Annotated in this window: 19 protein-coding genes; 10 read left to right on the forward strand and 9 right to left on the reverse strand. The window is 72.3% G+C overall.

Annotation, left to right across the window (positions count from 1 at the left end; genetic code table 11):
• Positions 1 to 8: 8 nt before the first annotated feature.
• From KDL28_RS32255 to KDL28_RS32285, 7 genes are all read right to left on the reverse strand, one after another.
• Positions 9 to 1301 carry a CaiB/BaiF CoA transferase family protein gene (locus tag KDL28_RS32255; RefSeq protein WP_252444638.1) on the reverse strand — a complete coding sequence of 431 codons (1293 nt, stop codon included), beginning with the start codon at positions 1299 to 1301 and terminating at the stop codon, positions 9 to 11.
• Positions 1298 to 2323, reverse strand: coding sequence for a CoA transferase (locus KDL28_RS32260; protein ID WP_252444640.1), 1026 nt, complete (start codon positions 2321 to 2323; stop codon positions 1298 to 1300). Before KDL28_RS32260 ends, KDL28_RS32255 begins: the two co-directional genes overlap by 4 nt.
• The gene (locus KDL28_RS32265; protein ID WP_252444642.1) at positions 2320 to 3168 is read right to left on the reverse strand and encodes an enoyl-CoA hydratase-related protein; all 849 of its coding nucleotides are present in this window, start codon (positions 3166 to 3168) and stop codon (positions 2320 to 2322) included. The genes KDL28_RS32260 and KDL28_RS32265 overlap by 4 nt, the downstream gene beginning before the upstream one ends.
• A gap of 54 nt (positions 3169 to 3222) precedes the next feature.
• Positions 3223 to 4083: an ABC transporter permease gene (locus KDL28_RS32270; RefSeq protein ID WP_252444644.1), complete on the reverse strand. Its 861-nt coding sequence runs from the start codon at positions 4081 to 4083 to the stop codon at positions 3223 to 3225.
• Positions 4080 to 5024 (reverse strand): ABC transporter permease, encoded by a 945-nt coding sequence (locus KDL28_RS32275; RefSeq protein WP_252444646.1) that lies wholly within the window; start codon positions 5022 to 5024, stop codon positions 4080 to 4082. The genes KDL28_RS32270 and KDL28_RS32275 overlap by 4 nt, the downstream gene beginning before the upstream one ends.
• Positions 5025 to 6587: an ABC transporter substrate-binding protein gene (locus KDL28_RS32280; RefSeq protein ID WP_252444648.1), complete on the reverse strand. Its 1563-nt coding sequence runs from the start codon at positions 6585 to 6587 to the stop codon at positions 5025 to 5027.
• Between the two features lie 216 nt (positions 6588 to 6803).
• Positions 6804 to 6962, reverse strand: coding sequence for a hypothetical protein (locus KDL28_RS32285; RefSeq protein ID WP_252444650.1), 159 nt, complete (start codon positions 6960 to 6962; stop codon positions 6804 to 6806).
• 411 nt (positions 6963 to 7373) lie between these two features.
• On the opposite strand from KDL28_RS32285, the gene kdpF reads away from it, so the two are divergent.
• From kdpF to KDL28_RS32320, 7 genes are all read left to right on the forward strand, one after another.
• Positions 7374 to 7463, forward strand: coding sequence for a K(+)-transporting ATPase subunit F (kdpF, locus tag KDL28_RS32290; protein ID WP_252444652.1), 90 nt, complete (start codon positions 7374 to 7376; stop codon positions 7461 to 7463).
• Positions 7464 to 7478: 15 nt separating this feature from the next.
• Complete coding sequence (kdpA, locus tag KDL28_RS32295; RefSeq protein WP_252444655.1) at positions 7479 to 9152, forward strand: potassium-transporting ATPase subunit KdpA; 1674 nt, start codon at positions 7479 to 7481, stop codon at positions 9150 to 9152.
• Positions 9149 to 11257: a potassium-transporting ATPase subunit KdpB gene (gene kdpB / locus KDL28_RS32300; protein WP_252444656.1), complete on the forward strand. Its 2109-nt coding sequence runs from the start codon at positions 9149 to 9151 to the stop codon at positions 11255 to 11257. Before kdpA ends, kdpB begins: the two co-directional genes overlap by 4 nt.
• A complete protein-coding gene (locus KDL28_RS32305) occupies positions 11257 to 11874 on the forward strand; it encodes a potassium-transporting ATPase subunit C (RefSeq protein WP_252444658.1) in 618 nt (205 codons plus the stop codon). Before kdpB ends, KDL28_RS32305 begins: the two co-directional genes overlap by 1 nt.
• Positions 11875 to 12128: 254 nt before the next feature.
• Complete coding sequence (locus KDL28_RS32310; RefSeq protein ID WP_308216090.1) at positions 12129 to 14669, forward strand: DUF4118 domain-containing protein; 2541 nt, start codon at positions 12129 to 12131, stop codon at positions 14667 to 14669.
• Positions 14669 to 15379 carry a response regulator gene (locus KDL28_RS32315; RefSeq protein WP_252444662.1) on the forward strand — a complete coding sequence of 237 codons (711 nt, stop codon included), beginning with the start codon at positions 14669 to 14671 and terminating at the stop codon, positions 15377 to 15379. The genes KDL28_RS32310 and KDL28_RS32315 overlap by 1 nt, the downstream gene beginning before the upstream one ends.
• Before the next feature lie 335 nt (positions 15380 to 15714).
• Positions 15715 to 18864: an AfsR/SARP family transcriptional regulator gene (locus tag KDL28_RS32320; protein ID WP_252444664.1), complete on the forward strand. Its 3150-nt coding sequence runs from the start codon at positions 15715 to 15717 to the stop codon at positions 18862 to 18864.
• A 15-nt stretch (positions 18865 to 18879) separates the two neighbouring features.
• Here KDL28_RS32320 and KDL28_RS32325 read toward each other — a convergent pair whose 3' ends face one another.
• Positions 18880 to 19086: a cation transporter gene (locus KDL28_RS32325; RefSeq protein WP_252444666.1), complete on the reverse strand. Its 207-nt coding sequence runs from the start codon at positions 19084 to 19086 to the stop codon at positions 18880 to 18882.
• A gap of 160 nt (positions 19087 to 19246) precedes the next feature.
• Between KDL28_RS32325 and KDL28_RS32330 the strand changes: the two genes are divergently transcribed.
• Entirely contained in the window at positions 19247 to 20680 is a 1434-nt protein-coding gene (locus tag KDL28_RS32330) for an MFS transporter (RefSeq protein ID WP_252444668.1), read from the forward strand.
• A gap of 73 nt (positions 20681 to 20753) precedes the next feature.
• Positions 20754 to 20885, forward strand: coding sequence for a hypothetical protein (locus KDL28_RS40765; protein ID WP_256503156.1), 132 nt, complete (start codon positions 20754 to 20756; stop codon positions 20883 to 20885).
• Positions 20886 to 21026: 141 nt separating this feature from the next.
• On the opposite strand, the gene KDL28_RS32335 is transcribed toward KDL28_RS40765, so the two are convergent.
• Positions 21027 to 21467 carry an SRPBCC family protein gene (locus tag KDL28_RS32335; RefSeq protein ID WP_252444670.1) on the reverse strand — a complete coding sequence of 147 codons (441 nt, stop codon included), beginning with the start codon at positions 21465 to 21467 and terminating at the stop codon, positions 21027 to 21029.
• Between the two features lie 55 nt (positions 21468 to 21522).
• Here KDL28_RS32335 and KDL28_RS41775 point away from each other — a divergent pair, with 55 nt between their 5' ends.
• On the forward strand, positions 21523 to 21792 hold the full coding sequence (locus tag KDL28_RS41775; protein ID WP_308216091.1) for an ATP-binding cassette domain-containing protein: 270 nt from the start codon (positions 21523 to 21525) through the stop codon (positions 21790 to 21792).
• Positions 21793 to 21890: the final 98 nt, after the last annotated feature.

The raw sequence follows: 21890 nt of genomic DNA on the forward strand, positions 1-21890 counted from the left end.
CGTGCCACCTAGCTCGCCGGCCGGTCGGCCACCGCACCCGACGCCCGCAGTTCCTCGACCCGCTCGGCGCTGAACCCCAGGACTTCGCGCAGCACGTGGTCGTTGTGCTCCCCGAAGCGCGGCGCCGCGCGGCGCACGGCGCCGGGTGTGCGCTCGAGCCGGTAGGCGAGACCCGGGTAGTCGTGCGTGCCCGCCTCCGGGTGGTCGAGGGTGGCCAGGAACCCGATCTCGCGCAGGCCCGGGCAGCCCCAGATGTCGGCACCGTTCCGCACCGGTGCCGCCGGCACACCGGCGCGCTGCAGGCGCTGCGCGACGGCCGACTTGTCCTGCCCGGACGTCCACGCGCCGATCACGTCGGCCAGGTCGTCCTGGTTCTGCCAGCGGGCGTCGGACGTCGCGAAGCGGGGGTCGTCGACGAGCCCGTTGCGGCCGATCTCCGCGCACAGGGCCCGCCACTGGTCGTCGTCGAACACCGCGACTGCAACCCACTCGTCGGTTCCGGCGCACGGGTAGGCGTCGTGCGGAGCCGCGTCCCGGACCCGGTTGCCGCACGCCTGCCACGGTTCGCCGCCCTCGGCGGCGGCGATGAGCTCGTCGCCGATCCAGTGCATCGCCGCCTCGGTCTGGGCGACCTCGATGCGCTGTCCGACGCCGGTGCGCTCCCGGTCCACCAGCGCGGTGAGCACGGCGGCCGCCCCGTGCAGGCCACCGATCGGGTCCATGTAGGCCGTGCCCGTGGGCACCGGCTTCCCGTCGCCGTAGCCCATGAGTCCGGTCATGCCGCAGGCCGCTTCCATGGTCATGCCCATCCCGACGTGGTGGGTCATCGGGCCGCCGGAGCCGAACGCCGGCATCTCCACGGTGATGATGCGCGGGTTGATCGCCGACAGCCGGTCGTAGCCCAGGCCCAGCCGGTCCAGCACGCCGGGCGAGAAGTTGGCGATCACGACGTCGGACGTCTCGGCCAGTGCGTAGACGACGTCGGCGGCGCCGGGCATCTTGAGGTTCAGCGCCACCGACAGCTTGTCGTGGTTCTGGGTGTTGAAGTAGCTGTTGCGGTTGTAGGGCCGCTCCCCCGGGACCAGGTCCGGGAAGCGGTCGGGCGCGGCGCCGTGCACCGAGCCGCGCCAGGAGTCCATCGTGACCGGCGACTCGATCTTGATGACCGTCGCGCCGAGGAAGGCCAGCGACCTGGTCGTCATCGGGCCTGCCCACGCCGAGGTGAAGTCGATGACCTGGACGCCGGCGAGCGGCCCGGTCACCTCGGACCGTGGTTCCGACTCGCCTGCGAGCTCGCTCATGACGCCACGACCGAGCGGAAGACGGGACCGAGCGACGTGCGCCCGTCGTCCTGCACCACCATGCCGCGCGCCCGCAGCTGCTCGGAGCGCAGCAGGTCGGCCATGGAGTGGACCTTCTCGATGCTCACCTTGCGCCGCTGGCCGCGGTCGACGAGCTCGTCGGCGTCGAACCGGGCAGCCGCGGCGGCGAGGATGTCGCTCGCGAGGTGCCAGTTGGCGCCGCGCACGACCGGGTCCACGAACCGCGGGTCGGTCAGCAGCTCGGGCACGTCGAACGTCTCGCAGAGCCCGTCGAAGTGCCGCAGCGCGAACAGGATGACCCAGGCGTCGCGGCACTTCAGGATGGAGAGCATGCCCGGGTAACGGCGGCGGGTGCTGTAGGTCCGGTTGTAGGCGTACTGGGTGACGAAGTTCTGCGCCATCGCCGCGGACGACTCCAGCACCGTCGTGCGGGCCCGCTGTCCCCGACCGCTGCTCCGCCGCTCCAGCAGGGCACTGGTCACCGTGATGTACGCCGAGACCCCGGCCGCGAAGTACGCCCGGTGGCCCACGCCGTAGAGGGGCTGGTGGTCCGGCGAGCCGGTGACGTACATGACGCCGCTGAGCGCCTGGTGGATCATCTCGCTGCCCGACCAGCCCTCCCACCGGCTCACGGCGGGGAAGTCGGTTATCCGGCACACGACCGCGCGCTCGGCGAGCGGGGCCGGGTCGAGCCAGGCCTCGGCCCGCTCGTCGTGCAGTACGACGTCGGCGGCCTCGGCGATCCGGCGCGCGGCGCGCCGGCTGACGTCGTTCGCGACGTCGACCGACACCGACCGCTTCCCCGCGTTCAGGTGCCGGAACAGCGGCGACGCGTCGTCCGCGCGCCCGCCGGGCGGACCCCACTGCCGTACCGGTGAACCGCCGACGGGCTCGACCATCGTGACGTCCGCGCCGTGCAGCCGCAGCAGCTTGGCGCAGTAGTTCCCGGCGATCGACCCCGTCGCGTCGACCACCGAGATCCCGGAGAAGGCCTCCCTCACCGCTTGCCCTTCAGCCGGTCGAACGCGCGCTGGGCCCGCGGGCGGCGCGGCCGGCCGGACGCGTCGCTGGTCATGCCGCCCTCGCCGACCTGGGCCCGCTCGGCCTCCGACAGCATGGACCAGCGCAGGAACGAGGTCTCGATGCTCGACCGGAAGCCGCGCACGTCGTCGACCGCGTTGATCGCCTCCTTGGTCACCTCCAGGCGCAACAGGTCGGTCTCGGCGAACCGGTGGGCCAGCTCCAGCACGTGCTCCTCCAGCTCGGCCCTGGGCACGACCCGATTGACGAAACCGATCTCGTGCGCCTCCTGCGCGCTGACGAACCGGCCCTCGAAGAGGATCTCCTTGACCTTGCGCGTGTTGACGTCCCACGGCATCGAGAAGTACTGGACGAACTCGGGCAGGAACTCCGTGTCGTCGGCAGCCACGATGACGTCCATGGCCGAGGCCACCAGCCATCCCGCGAAGATGGTGTAGCCGTGCACCGCCGCGATCGTCGGCTTGCGGAAGTCCCGCCAGCGCATGGTGTTGGCCACGTTGAACTCGTGCATGCGCCAGAGCCGTCCGCGCGCATCGGTGGGGAACCCGCGCACCTCGCGGTCGCGCAGCTCCTCGGGGGTGCCCAGGTCGTGGCCCGCGGAGAAGTGGTCGCCCACCCCGGTGAACACGACGACGCTCACCGAGTCGTCGGCCTCGCAGCGGGCGAAGGCGTGGTCGAGCTCCTCGCGCAGGATCCGGGACTGGGCGTTGCGGTACTGCGGCCGGTTCATCCTGATGATGGCCACCTTGTCGACCTGCTCGAGCACGATCTGGGTGTAGTCGGCAGCACCGGAACGGTCGGTCATCTGTTGGTCAGCCTCTTCACTGGGTCGTCTCGATACGGGTCGTGGGTGCGTCGTTCAGAGCCGGTCCCTGATCGCGTCGCCGACCCGGTAGATCGCCAGCACGGTGAGCATGATGGTGATGCCCGGGGCCAGGGTCGCGGCCGGATCGACGAGGATGTAGGTGAACGCCTGGGAGAGGTCGGCGCCCCAGCTGGGCTCGGGGATCTGCACGCCGAGGCCGAGGAAGTCCAGCCCGGCCTGGGCGAGCACGGCGATGCCCGCGTAGATCGTCACCTGCACGGCGAGCGGTTCCAGCGAGTTGGGCAGGATGTGGCGCACCAGCCTGCTGCCCGCCGAGCAGCCGTACATCCTGGTGATCTGCACGTAGTCCTTGTGCAGCTCGCCGATCACACCGGCGCGCACCAGGCGGGCGATGCTCGGGGAGATCGCGAGCCCGAACGCGGCCATCGAGGTGACGATGCCGGCGCCGATGGACCCGGTGATCGCGATCGCGAAGACGAGCGAGGGGAACACGAGCACCGTGTCAGCGAGCCGCATGAGTGCGGAGTCGGCCCAGCCCCCGTAGTAGCCGGCGAGCAGCCCCCACGGCACGCCGAGCGCGCAGCTCACGACCACCGCCACCACTGCCCCGATCAGGGCGGGCCGGGCCCCGTGCAGCAGCCGGCTGAGCACGTCGCGCCCGAGGTAGTCGGTGCCGAGCAAGTGCTCGGGCGTCGGTCCGCTCAGCCGGTCGTCGAGGTCCTGCGCGCTGGGGACGTAGGGCGCGATCCAGGTCGCGGCCACGGCCACCAGCACGAGCAGGGCGAGGAACCCGATCGCCAGGACCAGCCCGGCGCTCCGGCGCCTGCCCGTCCTGGTGCCGCGGGGCGCCAGGAGGCGGTCGACGTCTCCCGCGGCAGCCGGCTCCACGCTCATGAGCGCCGCGTCCTCGGGTCGAGCAGGCCGTAGGAGACGTCGACGAGCAGGGTGATGACCAAGATGAGACCGATGAGCACGACCATGACCCCCTGAGTCACCGGGTAGTCCTTGGCCAGCGCGCTGTCGATCAGCAGGCTGCCCATGCCCGGCAGCACGAAGACCCTCTCGACCAGCACGCTGCCCCCGATGAGCGTGCCGGCGACGAGCCCCATGACCGTGACCACCGGGATCAGCGAGTTGCGCACCGCCAGCTTCAGGTAGATGTCGCTGGGCCGGACACCCGCGGCGCGGGCCGCGAGCACGTACTTCGAGTCGAGCGCCCGGATCATCCCGCTGCGCGCCTGGCGGGTGAGGATCGCGGCGCCGGAAGTCGCCAGCACCGCGGCCGGCATGAGCACGCTCTCCAGGTTGGCGCCGAGGCCGTCCGACAGCGGCTCGAAGCCGCCGGAGGGCAGCCAGCCCAGCTGCAGGGCGAACAGGTAGATCGCGATCATCGCCAGCCAGAACTCCGGCACCGCGATCCCGAGACCGGAGGCGTTGCGGATCGACTCGTCGAGGACCGAGCGCCTCCGCACGGCGGACACGACGCCCAGCGGTACCCCGACCACCGTCGCGATCGCCAGCGCGAGCCCGGCGATCTCCAGGGTCACCGGGGCCGCCCTGGCCAGCGTCTCGGTGACCGGGGCGCGGTCGATGAAGGACGAGCCGAGGTCACCGGTGAGCGCGTTCGTGAGCCAGTTCCAGTACTGCAGCGCCACCGGCTCGTCGAGCCCGAGCTCGGACTCGATCTGCGCGATCGACTCCGGCGAGGCGTCCGGGCCGGCGATCGTGGTGGCCGGGCCGCCGGGGCTGAGCTGCAGCAGCGCGAAGGTCACGATCGTGGCCAGCAACGCCGTGGGCACGAGCTGGACCAGCCGGCGGCCGATGATCCGCAGCATCTACGGGGCCTTCGCCGCGGCCGGCTTCAGCCCGGCCAGGATCACCTTGCCCTGCAGGTCGATCACCTGGCCGTCGACGCCGGCGTCCTTGACCGTGATGGTCGGGCTGAAGTAGAGCCCGACCATCGGCGCCTCCTCCAGGAACGCCTCGTTGATCTCGGTGTACTTCGCCTTCTGCTGCTCCGCATCGGAGATCGACAGGATCTCGGTGAGGCGCTCGTCGATGACCGGGCTGATCGGCCGGCCGCCGTTCATGTTGTTGGCCCCGCCACCGGACCAGGCCTCGGAGTAGGTGAACCACGGGTCGACCCGACCGGTGTGACCGGTCAGCATGAGCGACCAGTCGCCCTTGTAGAACTGGTCGATGCAGCCCTGGCCGGGCACCTGCGTGACATCGAGGGTGATCCCCACCCGGGCCACCTGCTCACTCAGGATCTGGATCTCCTTGAGGTTCTCCGGGGTCGAGCTCGACGGGCACACCTGGATGGACAGCCCACCCGCGTGCCCGGCCTCGGCGAGCAGCTCCTCGGCGCGTGCCGGGTCGTGCGGGTAGCCGTAGGTGCCCGTGCCGTAGGCGTAGTAGTTGGGCGGCACCGGCACCGTGGCCTCGACGACGTCCAGGTCGCCGAGCGCGGTCTTCCCGAGCGCCTGGCGGTCGATGGCCAGGTTGAGCGCCTGGCGCACCCGCTTGTCGTCGAGCGGGGGCTTGTCCTGGTTGAGCCGCAGGAAGCGGAAGGCCAGCGTCTGCTGGGTCGTCACGTTCAGGTTGGGCATCGCCTCGACCACCGGCAACTGCTCGGCGCTGACCGGGTAGGCGTACTGGACCTGCCCGGAGGTCAGGGCGCTGATCATCGCACCCTCGTCCTCGAAGAACCGCACGTCGAGGGTGTCGTAGCCGGGCTTGCCGCGCCAGTAGTCCGGGTTGGCCGCGAACTCCAGGCTGACCTTCTTGGTCCAGCTCTTGACGCCGTAGGCACCCGCGCCGACGGGGTTGTCGGCGATCGTGTCGCCGAACTTCTGGATGGCGGCCGGCGAGATGATCATGCCCGCGCGGTCGGCGAGCAGCGCCGGGAGCGTCGAGTAGGCGCTCTTCAGGGTCAGCACGACCGTGCTCGGGTCCTCCACCGTGATGGCGGTGACCGGGTCGAGGTCCTTCCGGACACCGGCGCCCTTGTAGTACTCGAGGCTCGTCTTGACCGCCGCCGCGTCCAGGGTGGTGCCGTCCTGGAACTTCACGCCCTGGCGGAGCTTCATGACGAACTCGAGCTGGTCCGGGCCGCGGAACTCGTAGGACTCGGCGAGACCGGGCTCGGGGAGCAGGGTGGCGGGGTCGTAGGAGATGAGGGTGTCGTAGATCGCCTTGAGGTACGAGTACTCGGTACCCGCCCGGCCGGTAGCCGGATCGAGGTTGAGCGGCGTGTCCAACGATCCGACGGCCAGGGTGCCGCCCTGCCCGGCGCCAGGCCCGGTATCGCCTCCGTCCCCGCAGCCGGCCAGCACGAGGCAGACGACGGCGATCAGCGACGTGCACTTGATGACGAGCTTGAAGCGAGCGGTCGACACGTTGTTCCCGTCGTCGAAAGGAGTCTGAAGCAGCACTGCGTCCGAGACCTTTGATGTCCATCAGATGGACTTGAAGATTCATAGCATGGAGATGTTGTCGATGGCAACGATTGAGCTCGTCCTTCGCCCGGCCGCGGTCGGGAGTTCCGCGACGGCCACCTCCGCAGCCGCGTCGGTCGCCTGCTCGCCAATGGATCGCACCCGCGCACGATCACGTCAGTCCGGCCCACTGGCCAGCAGATCCACGCCCAGCTCGTCGTGACCGGAGCGGGCCCGGCCGCCGTCAGGCCGGTCTTCACCGCAGCCGTGGTCGACGTCGAGCCACGGCTCACCGACCGGATCGGGGAACTCGTCGCCCGCCGCGACACGCTGCATCGGCTGGTCGACGGCGACCGGGCGCTGCTCCCCGACCGCGCCTGCGCCGTCCTGGGCCGGCTCACCGAGCTCGCTTTCCCCCCGACTTCGTGGCCGCGCAACGGGAGAGCCTGGTCCTAGCCCGGGCGCTGTGGGCCGCTCCAGCGGTTCCGCGACACCGCCGGCCGCCTTCCTGACGCGATCCTGACGCCGGGATCGCCGCACCGGTGAGCGCCCTCACCCGCTCCGTCAAGGATGCGTCAAGACCCTCGCTGCGCCCGATCCGCCGGTCGCATCCTGTGCCTCGAGCCGCCCGTTCCGAGGCGGCGGTGGGTCCTGTTGAGGAGCCTCGATGGCCGACGTGGCCTTTGTCCTGCTGATCATCGGCGGGTTCGCCGTGCTGGTGCTGACGTTGCGGGGGTTGGAGCGGCTGTGATCGTCCAGAACGTGATCGGCGGGCTGCTCGCGCTCGCGCTGATCGTCTACCTGCTCGTCGTCCTCGTCCGGCCGGAGAGGTTCTGATGGCGGTGCTCGATCGTGCCTGACACGCTCGCCGGGCTGCTGCAGGTCGCCGCGCTGGTCCTGCTGCTGGCGCTGGTGTACCGGCCGTTCGGCGACCACATGGCGCGGGTCTTCAGCACCGAGAAGCACTGGCGGATCGAGAAGGTGCTCTACCGCCTCGCGCGGGTGGACCCGGACACCGGCCAGCGCTGGACCACCTACGCCGCCGGTGTGCTGGGCTTCTCCGTCGTCTCGGTCCTGCTCCTCTACCTGCTGCAGCGGGTGCAGCCGCTGCTGCCGCTGGGGTTCGGCCGCGGGGTGGACGGCGACACCGTCCCCCCGGCGATGGCGTTCAACACCGCCGTGTCGTTCGTGACCAACACCAACTGGCAGTCCTACGTCCCGGAGACCGTCCTCGGCCACACGGTGCAGATGGCCGGGCTGACCGTGCAGAACGTGCTGTCGGCCGCGGTCGGGATGGCCGTGGCGGTGGCCCTGGTCCGCGGGTTCGTCCGGTCGGGCACCGACCGGCTGGGCAACGTCTGGGTCGACCTGACCCGCGGCGTCGTGCGGATCCTGCTACCGATCTCGCTCGTCTTCGCGCTCGTGCTGGTCGCCACCGGGGTGGTGATGTCGCTGCGCTCGGGGGTCGAGGTGACCGGCGTCGACGGCTCGACGACCACGCTGCCGCTGGCCCCGGCCGCCTCTCAGGAGGCGATCAAGGAGCTGGGCACCAACGGCGGCGGTGTCTTCAACGCCAACTCCGCGCACCCGTTCGAGAACCCGAACGCGCTGTCCAACCTCCTGGAGGTCTTCCTGCTGCTCGTCGTCCCGGTCTGCCTGACCAGGACGTTCGGCACGATGGTCCGCGACACCCGGCAGGGCGGCGTGCTCCTGGCGGTGGTGGGTGCGCTGTGGGCGGGGCTGCTCGCGGTGGCCTGGCTCGCCGAGACCCACCCCACCGGTCCCGCCACCCTGGCCGCCGGCGCCGCGATGGAGGGCAAGGAGGTCCGGTTCGGGATCCCGGGCTCGATCCTGTTCGGCGTCTCCACCACCGGAACCTCCGCCGGCGCGGTCAACTCCCTGCACGACAGCTACACCGGGGCGGCCGGCGGCGTCACGCTGCTGAACATGCTGCTCGGCGAGGTCGCACCGGGCGGAGTGGGCACCGGCCTCTACGGGCTGCTGGTGCTGGCGGTCATCGCGGTGTTCCTGGCCGGGCTGATGGTCGGGCGCACCCCGGAGTACCTGGGCAAGAAGCTGGGCCGGGTGCAGGTGAGCGCCGCCTCGGTGTCGATCCTGGTGATGCCGGCGCTGGTGCTCCTCGGGGCCGGCCTGGCCATCGCCCTGCCCAGCACACCCGAGGCGCTGAACAACGACGGCGCGCACGGGTTCTCCGAGGTGCTCTACGCCTACGCCTCGGCGGCCAACAACAACGGCAGCGCCTTCGCCGGCATCACCGTGACCAGCGACTTCTTCCAGGTGACCCTCGGCGTCGCGATGCTGTTCGGCCGGCTGGTCCCCATCCTGGCCGTGCTCGCGCTGGCCGGCTCGCTCGCCGCGCAGAAGCGCGTCGAACCCGGCGCCGGCACCCTGCCCACCGACGGCCCGCTGTTCGGGGTGCTGGTCGGCGGCACCGTGCTGCTGGTGGCCGCGCTGACCTTCCTCCCGGCCCTGGCGCTGGGTCCCCTCGCGGAGGCTCTGGCATGACGACCACCGAGGAACGTCCGACCTCCGAACGGCGGGACCGGCACGCGCGGCGCACCGGCCGGACCGTGGGCGCGGGGGCGTTCTCCCCCGGTCAGCTCTGGCGCTCGCTGCCCGTCGCCCTGCGCAAGCTCGACCCGCGCACCCAGCTGCGCAACCCGGTCATGGTCGTGGTCTGGGTCGGCTCGGCGCTGGTCACCGTGCTCGCGGTCGTGCAGCCGAGCGTGTTCGCCTGGTGGATCGCGGTGTGGCTGTGGTCCACCGTGCTGTTCGCCAACCTGGCCGAGGCCGTGGCCGAGGGCCGCGGCAAGGCCCAGGCCGAGTCGCTGCGCCGGACCAGGACCGAGGCCGTCGCCCGCCGGCTCACCGCAGCCGGCGCCGAGGAGCCGGTGCCCGGTACCGAACTGCGCATCGGCGACCGGGTGGTCGTGGAGGCCGGGGAGGTCATCCCCGGCGACGGCGACGTCGTCGAGGGCATCGCCACCGTCGACGAGTCGGCGATCACCGGCGAGTCCGCCCCGGTGATCCGGGAGTCCGGCGGCGACCGGTCCTCGGTCACCGGCGGCACCACCGTGCTGTCGGACCGGATCGTCGTGCAGATCACCACCGAGCCGGGCGAGTCCTTCGTGGACCGAATGATCGCGCTGGTCGAGGGTGCGTCGCGGCAGAAGACGCCGAACGAGATCGCGCTGACAATCCTGCTGTCCGCGCTGACGGTCATCTTCCTGCTCGCCGTGGTGGCGCTGCAGCCGATGGCCGGCTACGCCGGCGCCCAGCAGTCCCTGGTCGTGCTGACCGCGCTGCTTGTCTGCCTGATCCCCACCACGATCGGCGCCCTGCTCTCCGCGATCGGCATCGCCGGCATGGACAGGCTGGTGCAGCGCAACGTGCTGGCCACCTCCGGGCGCGCGGTCGAGGCCGCCGGGGACGTCGACACCCTGCTGCTGGACAAGACCGGCACCATCACCCACGGCAACCGGCGGGCCACCGAGCTCATGCCGGTCGCCGGGGTGCCGGTCGCCGAGCTGGCCGCGGCGGCCCGGCTGTCCAGCCTGGCCGACCAGACCCCGGAGGGTCGCAGCATCGTCGCGCTCTGCGCCGCCGAGCACGGCCTGCCCGGCGGGGCCGACGCCCGGGAGGCCGTGGCCGAGTTCGTCCCGTTCACCGCGCAGACCCGGATGTCGGGCATCGACATCCCCGATCAGCACGACGGGCGGCAGGTCCGCAAGGGGGCGGCCGCCTCGGTCGTGGCCTGGGTCGCCGAGCAGGGCGGCACCGTCGACGACGCCGAGGTCGGCGACCTGACCGACGGCATCGGTCGGCAGGGCGGGACCCCGCTGGTCGTCGCGCAGCGCGACGGGAACGGCGCCCGTGTGCTCGGCGTGATCCGGCTCTCCGACGTGGTCAAGCCCGGCATGGCCGAGCGGTTCGCGGCCATGCGCGCCATGGGCATCCGGACAGTGATGATCACCGGTGACAACCCGCTGACCGCCCGGGCCATCGCGGGCGAGGCCGGCGTCGACGACTACCTCGCCGAGGCCACGCCCGAGGACAAGATGGCGCTGATCCGCGAGGAGCAGGAGGGCGGGCGCCTCGTCGCGATGACGGGCGACGGCACCAACGACGCCCCCGCGCTGGCCCAGGCCGACGTCGGCGTGGCCATGAACACCGGGACGGCCGCGGCCAAGGAGGCCGCCAACATGGTCGACCTCGACTCCGACCCGACCAAGCTCATCGAGGTCGTCGAGATCGGCAAGCAGCTGCTGATCACCCGGGGCGCGCTGACCACCTTCAGCATCGCCAACGACCTGGCCAAGTACTTCGCCATCCTGCCGGCCATGTTCGCGGCCCTCTACCCGGCGCTCGGCACGCTCAACATCATGCGGCTCGCCACGCCGCAGTCGGCGATCCTGTCCGCGGTCATCTTCAACGCCCTGATCATCGTGGCGCTGATCCCGCTGGCGCTGCGCGGCGTCCGCTACCGCCCGACCAGCGCCGCGAAGCTGCTGCGCCGCAACCTGCTGGTCTACGGCCTGGGCGGCGTCGTGACGCCGTTCGTCGGCATCTTCCTCATCGACCTGCTCGTCCGACTGATCCCGGGGATCTGATGCTCACCACCCTGCGGCGCCAGGCCGCCACCGGCCTGCGCGTCCTGCTGCTGCTCACACTGCTCTGCGGCATCGCCTACCCGCTCCTGACGTGGGCGGTTGCGCACGTCCCGTGGCTCGCCGGCAAGGCGGAGGGCTCGATCGTGACCGCCGCCGACGGCACCCCCGCGGGGTCCTCGCTGATAGGTGTCGACCCGGTGCCCGCCGCCCCGGACGCCGACCCGTACTTCCACACCCGCCCGTCGGCCTCCGCCCAGGGCCTCCTCGGCCCGGCCGACACCTCGACCTCCGGTGGCTCCAACAAGGCGGGCGACTCCACGGACCTGCTCGACACGATCCAGCGCCGCCGCGCGCTGATCGCCGAGCGCGAGGGCGTCGACCCCGCCCTCGTGCCGCCCGACGCGGTCACCGCGTCCGCCTCGGGGCTCGACCCCCACATCAGCCCCGCCTACGCCGAACTGCAGGTGGCGAGGGTGGCGCGGGTGACCGGGCTGCCCGAGGCTCAGGTGCGCAGCCTCGTCGTGCACGCCTCGTCCGGCCGGATGCTGGGCTTCCTCGGTGACCCGACGGTCAACGTCACCGAACTCAACCTGACGGTCGCGGCGCAGGCGAGCTGACGTGGCGACCGGGCCGCCGATCATCGTCGTCCACGAGAACACCGGATCGGTCCGCGACCGTCCCGGCATGCACCGCCCGGCCCCGAGCGGGACGTCTCGGCCCGCTCCTTACATCCGCGCGGCGGATCTTCGCGAGAACCTGACGGCACCTGTGGCCCCGGTTGCGGCTCATCCCGGTCGGGTCGGCCGTCAAGACGGCGTATTGGCCGGCTCGGATGATCGCGACGGTGGTCCGGGACGAGCAGGATGGAGCCATGACCAAGCGCGGTGAGCTGCGCATCCACCTCGGCGCTGCACCAGGGGTCGGCAAGACCTACGCGATGCTGTGCGAAGGGCACCGCCGCCTGGAGCGGGGCACCGATGTCGTGGTGGGTCTGGTCGAGACACACGGCCGACCCAAGACGACGGCGATGCTCGACGGCCTGGAGACCCTCCCCCGCCGGCAGGTCCGCCATCGCGGCACCGATTTCGACGAGCTGGACGTCGACGCCGTGCTGGTCCGGCGGCCGGAGGTCGTCCTGGTCGACGAGCTCGCCCACACCAACGCCCCCGGAGCGCGCAACCTCAAGCGCTGGCAGGACATCGAGGAGCTGCTCGACGCCGGTATCGACGTGTTGTCCACGGTCAACATCCAGCACCTGGAGTCCCTCAACGACGTCGTCGAGCGGATCACAGGTGTCCGGCAGCGCGAGACCGTCCCCGACGAGGTGATCCGCAACGCCGAGCAGGTCGAACTGGTCGACATCACCCCCGAGGCCCTGCGCCGGCGGATGGCCCACGGCAACATCTACCGCCCGGAGAAGATCGACGCCTCGCTGGCCAACTACTTCCAGACCGGCAACCTGATCGCCCTGCGAGAACTCGCGCTGCTGTGGCTGGCCGACGAGGTCGACGTCGCTCTGCAGCGCTACCGCGCCGACAAGCACATCACCGAGCCGTGGGAGACCCGCGAGCGGGTGGTCGTCGCGGTGACCGGCGGCCCGGAGAGCGAGACGATCGTGCGCCGGGCCTCGCGGATCGCCAGCCGCGCCGGATCGGCCGACCTGCTCTGCGTGCACGTGCTGCGCGGCGACGGCCTGACCGGGGCGCCGACCGGGACTCTGGCCAACGTGCGGCGCCTCGCCGACGACGTCGGCGCCTCGTTCCACACCGTCATCGGCGACGACGTCCCCGCCGCCCTGTTGGACTTCGCCCGTGCCGTCAATGCCACCCAGCTCGTCCTGGGCACCTCGCGGCGATCGCGGCTGGCCCGGGTGTTCGACGAGGGCATCGGGGCCCGACTCGTGCAGGACTCGGGAAAGATCGACGTCCACCTGGTCACCCACGCCGAGGCAGGCCGCGGGCTGGGGCTGCCCAGCCGGTCGGGCCGGCCGGGATCGCTGTCCGCGCTGCGGGTGGGCTACGGCTGGGCCCTCGCGGTGCTGCTGCCCGTGCTCGCCACGACGCTCGGGAGCGTCGGTCGAGGGCTGCTCGACCTGTCCACCGACGTCGTGTTGTTCTTGCTGGCGATCGTCGTGGTCGCGCTGGTCGGCGGCCTCGGACCGGCTCTGCTGGCCGCGATGGCCGGCGGGCTGCTGCTCAACTTCTTCCTCACCCCGCCCTACTACACGTTCACCATCGCCAAGCGGGAGAACGTGATCACGCTGGTCGTCATGGTCCTCGTGGCGATCCTCGTCGCCCTGGTCGTGGACCGGGCGGCCCGGCGCGCCGAGCAGGCCGCCCGGGCTCGCGCGGAGGCCGCGCTGCTCACCTCCTTCTCCCGCATCGTGCTCACCCGCAGCGACCCGCTGCCGCGACTGCTCGAGCGGGTCCGCGAGGCCTTCGGCCTCACCAGCGCGGCCCTGATCGAGCAGGTCGAGGGCCACTGGCAGCTGATCTCCTGTGCCGGAGCCGCGACCTGCATCCGCCCCGGGAACGCCGATGTCGACGTCGCTGTCGACGCCGGGCTGCACCTGCTGGGAACCGGGCGCTCGCTCGCGGCCGCCGACCGCAGGCTGCTGGAGACCGTCGCCGGCCAGGCCCTGCTGGCGCTGCGCAGCCAACGCACCGCCGCCGAGGCCGCCGAAGCCCGCCGACGCGTCGAGACCGCGACACTGCACACGGCGCTGCTCTCCGCCGTCGGCCACGACCTGCGCACCCCTCTGACCTCGATCAAGGCCGCCGCGGCCAGCTTGCGCGATCCCGACCTCTCGCTGTCCGACGCCGACCGCACCGAGCTCGCCGCCACCGTCGAGGAGTCGGCCGACCGGCTGACCGCCGTCGTCGACAACCTGCTCGACTCATCCCGCCTGGCCAACGACACCGTCGACACGCAGCTGCAGCCGGTCGGCTACGCCGACGTCGCCGCTCGCGCTCTGCTCGGCATCGACGGTTCCGACCGCGTCACGATCGACCTCGACGACCCGATCCCCGACGTCATCGCCGACCCGGGGCTGCTCGAACGGGTGATCGCCAACGTGGTCGACAACGCGTTGCGCCACGGCGCCGGCGCCCCGGTCGCGCTGCGCGCGAGCACCCACGCCGACCGCGTCGAACTACGGGTCGTCGACAACGGCCCCGGGATACCCCGCGACGGGGCCGAGCGCCTGTTCGCCCCCTTCCAGCGCATCGGGGTCCCGGCGCGGGCGGACCGCCACCCCGTCAGCGGCGTCGGCCTCGGGCTGAGCGTCGCCCGCGGGTTCACCCGGGCCATGGGCGGGGACCTCGTCGCCGAGGACACCCCCGGCGGCGGGCTCACGATCGTCGTCGCGCTGCCGGCCGGGCCGGTCGCGGCCCGGCACCACCTGCTGCGGTGATGAAGCCCGCAGCGACGAAGACCACGCCGGCGACTGCGGTGCTGGTCGTCGACGACGACCCCCAGATCCTGCGCGCACTGCGGATCAACCTCACTGCGCACGGCTACCGCGTGCACACCGCCGACGACGGTGTCGCGGGGCTGCGCGCCGCCGTCGACCACCGGCCCGACGCCATCGTGCTCGACCTTGGCCTGCCCGACCTGGACGGCAACGATGTCATCAAGGGCGTCCGCAGCTGGAGCACCGTGCCGATCATCGTGCTGTCCGCCCGCACCGACTCCATCGACAAGGTGCAGGCCCTCGACACGGGCGCCGACGACTACGTCACCAAGCCGTTCGGCATGAACGAACTCCTGGCCCGGCTGAGGGCCGCGGTCCGCCGCTCCACAGCCGGCGCCGACGCCGACGAGCCGATCATCGACGCCGGCGACTTCACCATCGACTTCGCCGCCAAGCGAGTGGTCCGCGACGGGATCGAGGTGCACCTCACCCCGACCGAGTGGAACATCATCGAGACCCTGGCCCGCAACCACGGCAAGCTGGTCGGCCAGCGCCGGCTGCTCCGCGAGGTCTGGGGACCGGCCTACCGCAACGAGACCAACTACCTGCGCGTCTACCTCGCCCAGCTGCGGCGCAAGCTCGAACCCGTGCCGAGCCGCCCTCGCCACCTCATCACCGAACCCGGCATGGGATATCGGTTCGAGCTGTAGCGCGTACTGCCCGGGGTTCCCTCCCGCGGCGACCGGTCCGCGGCGGTTCGTGGGCCGCGCCGGCTGAGATGGCCGGCAGACGGCCTCATGTTCCCCGCACGATCGCGGTGAGGACGACCTTCTCGGCGAGGCGCTTCCCGGAGGTCGTACGTCGTGGCCAGACCAGAGGCGCTGGCGTGCTGCAGCCGGGGACTCGCCGCTGCCCGGTCGCGCCGAGCGTCGAGCGTCGGGCCTCTGGTGTCACTTGCAGCGGCATTCCAGGTCGGGAAGTCTCAGCCGGCACAGGCGCGGTGGCCGGCATGCCTGGTCGGTCCGGGACAGGTGGACGGAGGACGGTGCAGCAGACCGAGTTCCGGTTGCTCGGCTCGATGGACGTCAGGGTGGATGGCGCCCCGATCACGCTCCCGGGAGCCGCAGAACGCGCCCTGCTCGCGGTCCTGCTGCTCTCGCCCGGTCAGACCGTAGCGGCCACGACTCTGGTGGACCTGTTGTGGACCTCGACGTCCCTACCGGCGAATCCCATGAACGCGTTGCAGCTGCGCGTGTCGAAGCTGCGACGAGCTCTGTCGGCTGCCGGGCTCGACATCCTGGTCAAGGTCGGTGCCGGGTACCGCGCCGACGTGGATCCGATGACGATCGACGTGGAGCGGTTCACCGACGAGGTGCGACGAGCGCGCAGGGCGGCGCGCACGGACGGCCCGACCGCATCGACCTTGGCCGCCTACGACGGCGCGCTGCGCCTGTGGCACGGTGAACCGCTGGCCGACTTGGCGGCCGAAGCATGGGCCACTGGCCACGCAGCGCGGCTGACTCGGATGCGGCTCGATGCCCTGGCTGAGCGGGCCGAGCTCGCGCTGGCAGCGGGGCGAGACGCCGAAGTCGTGGCCGATCTCGGCCCGCTCGTCGCGGACGAACCGACGCAGGAGCAGCTCGCGGGCCTGCTCATGACGGCGCTGTACCGCGTCGGACGACAGGCCGAGGCCCTCGAGACGTACGCACGCATCCGCGGCGTGCTCGCCGCCGAACTCGGCCTCGACCCCTCCCCCGAACTGCGTGCTCTCCACCAGCGCATCCTGCGCCAGGACAGAACCCTGGCGGCCACCCAGCGAGCGGCCGCCGATCGGCCACGGGGCGGCGCCATCTCCGTCGCATCCGGCAACGTCCCCCCACCGGTCCGGCCCCTCATCGGGCGCGACGAGGAGCTGTCCTCGCTCGCGACGATGCTCGGGTCGACGCGGCTGCTGACCCTGGTCGGTCCCGGTGGCGCGGGGAAGACGGCCTTGGCGATGGCCCTGGCCCACCAGCGAGCCACCGACTACCCGGATGGCGCCTGGGTGGTCCGGCTCGCCACCGTCCGCACCCCGGCTGAAGTGGCGCTCGCGACCGCCGACGCCCTCGGGGTCCCGCTCGACGGAGCCGCGGCCGGTCGCCGCGCTGACGACCGCGTCGTCTCCTACCTGGCCCGGCGTCGGCTGCTGCTGGTGCTCGACAACTGCGAGCACGTCGTCGACGCGGCAGCGCGCCTCGCCGACGCCGTGCGCGCCGGATGTCCCGACGTGACCGTGCTCAGCACCAGCCGGGAGGCCCTCGCCGTGCCGGGCGAGGTGCAGGTGTCGGTGTCGCCGCTGGCCGTGCCACCGCAGGGCACATCCCCACAGCGGGTCCTCGACTACCCGGCGGCGCGGTTGTTCGCCGAGCGAGCTGCCGACGTGCGTCCCGGCTTGTCCCTCGATGAGGCCGATCTCGTGGCTGTGGCGCGGCTGACGGCGGCGCTCGACGGGATGCCGCTCGCGGTGGAACTCGCCGCGGTGCGGGTGACCATGCTGTCCCCGGTCGAGCTGGCCGACCGCTTGACGGACCGGTTCGCGCTGCTGAGCAGCGGTCCGCGAACCGCCGAGGCCCGCCATCGAACCCTGCGCGCCCTGGTGGACTGGAGCCACGAGTTGCTCAGCGACGCCGAGCAGGCGCTGTTCCGACGGCTGGCCGTCTTCCACGGTGGCTGGACGCTTGACGCGGCGGAGGCCGTGGCGAGCGGCCCTGGCCTCGACAGGCGCACCGTGCTCGACGTCCTGGGCCGGCTGATCGACCAGTCGATGGTCGTCGCCGAGCCCGGCCACCCCACCCGCTACCGGATGCTGGAGACACTGCGCCAGTACGCGGCCGAACGCCTCGACGAGGCCGGCGAGCGGGACGCGACCGCCGACCAGCACGCTGCTCACTTCCGCGCTGTGACCGACGCCGCCGAGCCCGATCTGCGCGGCCGCGGCCAGCGGGCGGCGCTGGTCCGGCTGCGGGAGGAGCAGGCGAACCTTCGCGCCGCCATGGCCTGGCTCACCGCACACCCCGAGCGCGCGACCGACGCCCTGCACCTCGCCGGGGCGCTGGGCTGGTTCTGGCACCTCGGTCGGCACGTCGAGGGCCGACAGGTGCTGCGCCGGCTCGCCGCACTCGACTGCGCCGACCCCGCTGCCCGCGCCCGGATGCTGCAGGCCGTGTCGCTGGTCGAGCGGCCGCGGGCCTGCCTGGTCCACCCCGCGCCGGTCTGCGCACAGACTGCGCGGGAGAGCCTGGAGCTGTTCACCGCCCTCGGCGACGACGGACGTGCCGCGCTGTCGCGGGTCCTGCTCGCCGTGGAGGGCGTCCGCGGCGTCGACGTCCAGCAGTCGGCGCAGCTCCTCCGCGAGGCCGAGGAGCAGTTCACCGGCGACGGTGACACCTGGGGAGGCGCCGTCGTCGCGTTCGTCCGGCTCGAGACCCATCTCAAGGCCGGGCAGGAGGAGCAGGCGCTGGCGACCGGGCGCGCCGCCGTCGCGGCCTTCCGCGCGCTCGACGACCCGTGGGGGCTGTCCGCTGTCCTGTACCACCTGGGCTGGGGACTGCGGCAGTTCGGCCGCTACGCCGAGGCGGTCCCGGTCCTCGCAGAAGCCGCGGCAGTCGCGGCATCCGCGGGCCTGCACAACACCGTGCAGTGGGCGCTGGCCGACCTGGGCGTCACCCACCTGCACCTGGGCGACCCGGCAGCTGCCCGGGCGCACTTCGACCGGGCGCGGGCGGCGTCGGCGGAGGTCGGCGACGGCGCGGGTGAGGTGCTCGCGACCTACGGGCACGGCCTGCTGGCCCGCATCAGTGGGGACTGGGCGCAGGCCCGGGTCCGCTTCACCGAAGCCGTCGGAGGCTTCGAGCACCTCGCCACCCCGGTGCACGTCGGTTTCGCGCTGGCCGGTCTGGCTCGTTGCGACGAGCACGATGATCTGCTCGACGACGCCGCCGGCCGCTACGCGGAAGTCCTGCGCATCGGCGAGGACGACGGCGAACCCGAGCTGAGGGCCAGTGGGCTGGAAGGCCTCGCCCGGCTCGCCGCTCGCAGCGGCGATGCGCAAGAGGCGGATCGGTTGCGGGCCAGGGCCGCAGCGGTCCGCGAGCGGTTCCACCGGCCGTCCCCGCCGCACGAGCGAGACGATTCGACGGCGCGTTCGCGCGCCTGACGGAGCTGCCTCGGCTCAGGCGATCGGTCGACCGGGGAAGCCGCACTCGGCCAGCGTCGACAGCACCTCCGCCAGCTCCATCGTCCCGACGAGCACCACCGTGGTGGTCGCGGCGTCGGCGGCGACGGTCCGCACCCCGCCGATGTCACGCAGCCGGGTGCTGACCGTGCGCACGCAGTGCCGGCAGGTCATCGCCGGCACCGCGACCTGCAGCGTCTGCACAGGTCCCTCCGTTCGTGGGCCGTGCTCGCAGCGTGCGGACCGGCGCTGTCCAGATCCTGTCCGGCTCGGACAGCGCCGCGACCCCATGGACAGGGACCGGACAGCGCGCGCGCCGATGCTCGCCGCGACAAGTTCCCCAACCTCGAACGGGAGACCCGCAATGACCGCCACTGCTTCCCCGCCGCGGACCCGACGGGGCGTCGGGCTGCTGCTCATCGCCGCCGCCCAGTTCATGGTCATCATGGACACCTCGATCATCGGGGTCGCCCTGCCCCGGATGCAGACCGACCTCGGCTTCACCCCGCAAGGCCTGTCATGGGTGTTCAACGCCTACGTCGTGGCCTTCGGCGGGCTGCTGCTGCTCGGCGGACGCCTGTCGGACCTGTTCGGGGCCCGCCGCCTGTTCACCGCCGGTTGGGTCGTGCTGCTCGGCGGTTCCGTGCTCGCCGGCGCCGCCGGCAACGCCGGCGTCGAACTGGCCGGCCGGGCGATCCAGGGAGCGGGTGCCGCGCTCATCGCGCCGGCCGCCCTGACCCTGCTGATGATGCTGTTCGGCCACGAGCCCCGCGAACTGACCAAGGCGCTGGCCCTCTACGGGGCCGCCGCCCCCGCCGGTGGAACCGCCGGGGTCTTCCTCGGCGGCCTGATCACCGAGTACCTGAGCTGGCCCTGGGTCTTCTACCTCAACGTGCCGATCGCCCTGGCCATCCTGATCGCGACGCCCGTGGTCATGCCGGCCGGAGCCCGGCGCCGGGGATCGATCGACGTGGTCGGTGCGCTGACCGTCACCAGCGGCCTGGCCCTCGCGGTCTACGGCATCGTCCGCGCACCCGACGCGGGCTGGCTCGCCGGGACCACGATCGCCGCGCTCGCCGCCGCGGCCGTGCTGCTGGGCGTGTTCGTCCTGGTGCAGGCCAAGCGCCGCGAGCCGCTGATGCGCCTGGGCATCTTCCGAGCGCCGAACCTGGCCGCGGCCAACCTCGCCCAGCTGCTGCTCGGCGCGGCCTGGATCCCGATGTGGTTCTTCCTGAACCTCTACCTGCAGCAGGTGCTGGGCTACACCGCGTTCCCCAGCGGCGCGGCGCTGCTGCCGATGACGATCGTGATCATGCTCGGCATGGTCGTCCTGGCGCCCCGGCTCATCGCCCGCTTCGGGCCGAAGACCATGACGGTCACCGGTCTCACCCTGCTCGCCGTCGGGATGGCGTGGCTGGCGTTCGTCCGACCCGAGGGCTCGTTCTGGGTCGACGTCCTGCCCGCCTCCATCGTGGCCGCGCTCGGCATGTCGATGGCGTTCATCCCGACCCTGGGCACCGCGCTCTCGGCGGCCCGCCCCGAGGAAGGCGGGCTCGCCTCCGGGATCGTCAACACCAGCTACCAGGTCGGTTCCGCGCTCGGCCTGGCCGCGATCACCGCGCTGGCCACGGCCAACGGGGCCGGCCGGCTGACCGACCCCGCCGCGCTGACCGGGGGCTACTCCGCGGCGTTCGTCGGAGCCGCCGTCGTGGCCGCGCTCGGGGCCGTGCTCGCCGCGGGCACCCTGCGCAGCCCGCGCCCCGCCGACCAGGACCGCGTGGCCAGCGCGTCGCCCTGAGCGACACCAGCAGAACCCACACGAACGACACCGGCCGCAGCCGAGCTGCGACCTCTCCCGGAAGGCGAAGACGATGGACCACCACGCCCCGCACCTCGGCCCGACGAGCGCCACCGCCGTGCAGGCACCACCACGGCGTCTGGGCGGGCTGGCCGCACCTCACCCGCTGCCCGCGTTCGTGATCCTGGTCCTCGCGTTCGGCTGACCGATCATGTCGGTGCCCGCCCTGAACCAGCTCGGGCGGGCCACCGACCCTCACCCCGCGAGCAACGCCGGCTCACCCGCACCGCTCGGGGCCAGCAGCTGCTGATCGCGCCACACCAACGCCGCCGCAGCGATGCGCGGATCAGCGCGCTTCGAGCACCGAGCGCAGCCGCTCGAGATCCTTGCGGGTGGCCCGCCGCATCGACGCGGCCATGACCGGCGCGGTGACCGCGGCGAATCCACTCGGCTCCCCCCGGTTGCGCAGCGTCATCCTGGTGGCGCCGGCCCCGACCGGCTCCCAGGTGTACGTGGTCTCCATCGGGAAGGGCCCCTGCGCGGTGCGCATCACCAACCGACGGTTCGGGACCTGCTCGACCACCTCGTACGTGTAGGCCAGCCGCCGGCCGAGGAACCGCGCGACGAACGCCACCCGGGACCCGAGCCGCACCGGCGGATCGGACACCCACTCCACGGAATCGATGTTGACGTACCAATGCGGCGCGTTCGAGGGGTCGCCTGAGTACCCCGCAACGACCTCGACCGGACGGTCGATGACGATCCCGGTCAACACGTCGACGGCCACGATCTCTCCCACCCGAGAGGAGGCCGCATGGTATCCGGAGCCCCGGGTGCACCGCGTGCGGGCGAACCCGACCAAGCGCTACGGACGGCTGCTGGCACTCGACGGGCTCGACCTGTCGGTGGCAGCCGGGCAGGTGTTCGAGTTCCTCGGCCCGAACGGCGCCGGCACGTCCGCCACCATCCGGCTGCTGCTCGGGCTCGCCCGCCCCACGGTCGGGCGGGCCCGGGAGACCACACCACCCGGGTCCCGCGCGGGTCGCCGCGGGGCCGGAGTGCCGTGGCAGATGAGCGGGGCGCCGACGGTCGGTCCGACGGTGGGATTGTGACGTTCGAGTGCGCCGCGGCCGGCGCACCGGGAAACTGGTCGGAAGAAGTCTGCGGGCGGGTGTCGATCCGGGCTCGGGCCGTTCGTAGCGGTGGCGAG

Source organism: Pseudonocardia humida, assembly GCF_023898865.1.
Taxonomy (GTDB): domain Bacteria; phylum Actinomycetota; class Actinomycetes; order Mycobacteriales; family Pseudonocardiaceae; genus Pseudonocardia; species Pseudonocardia humida.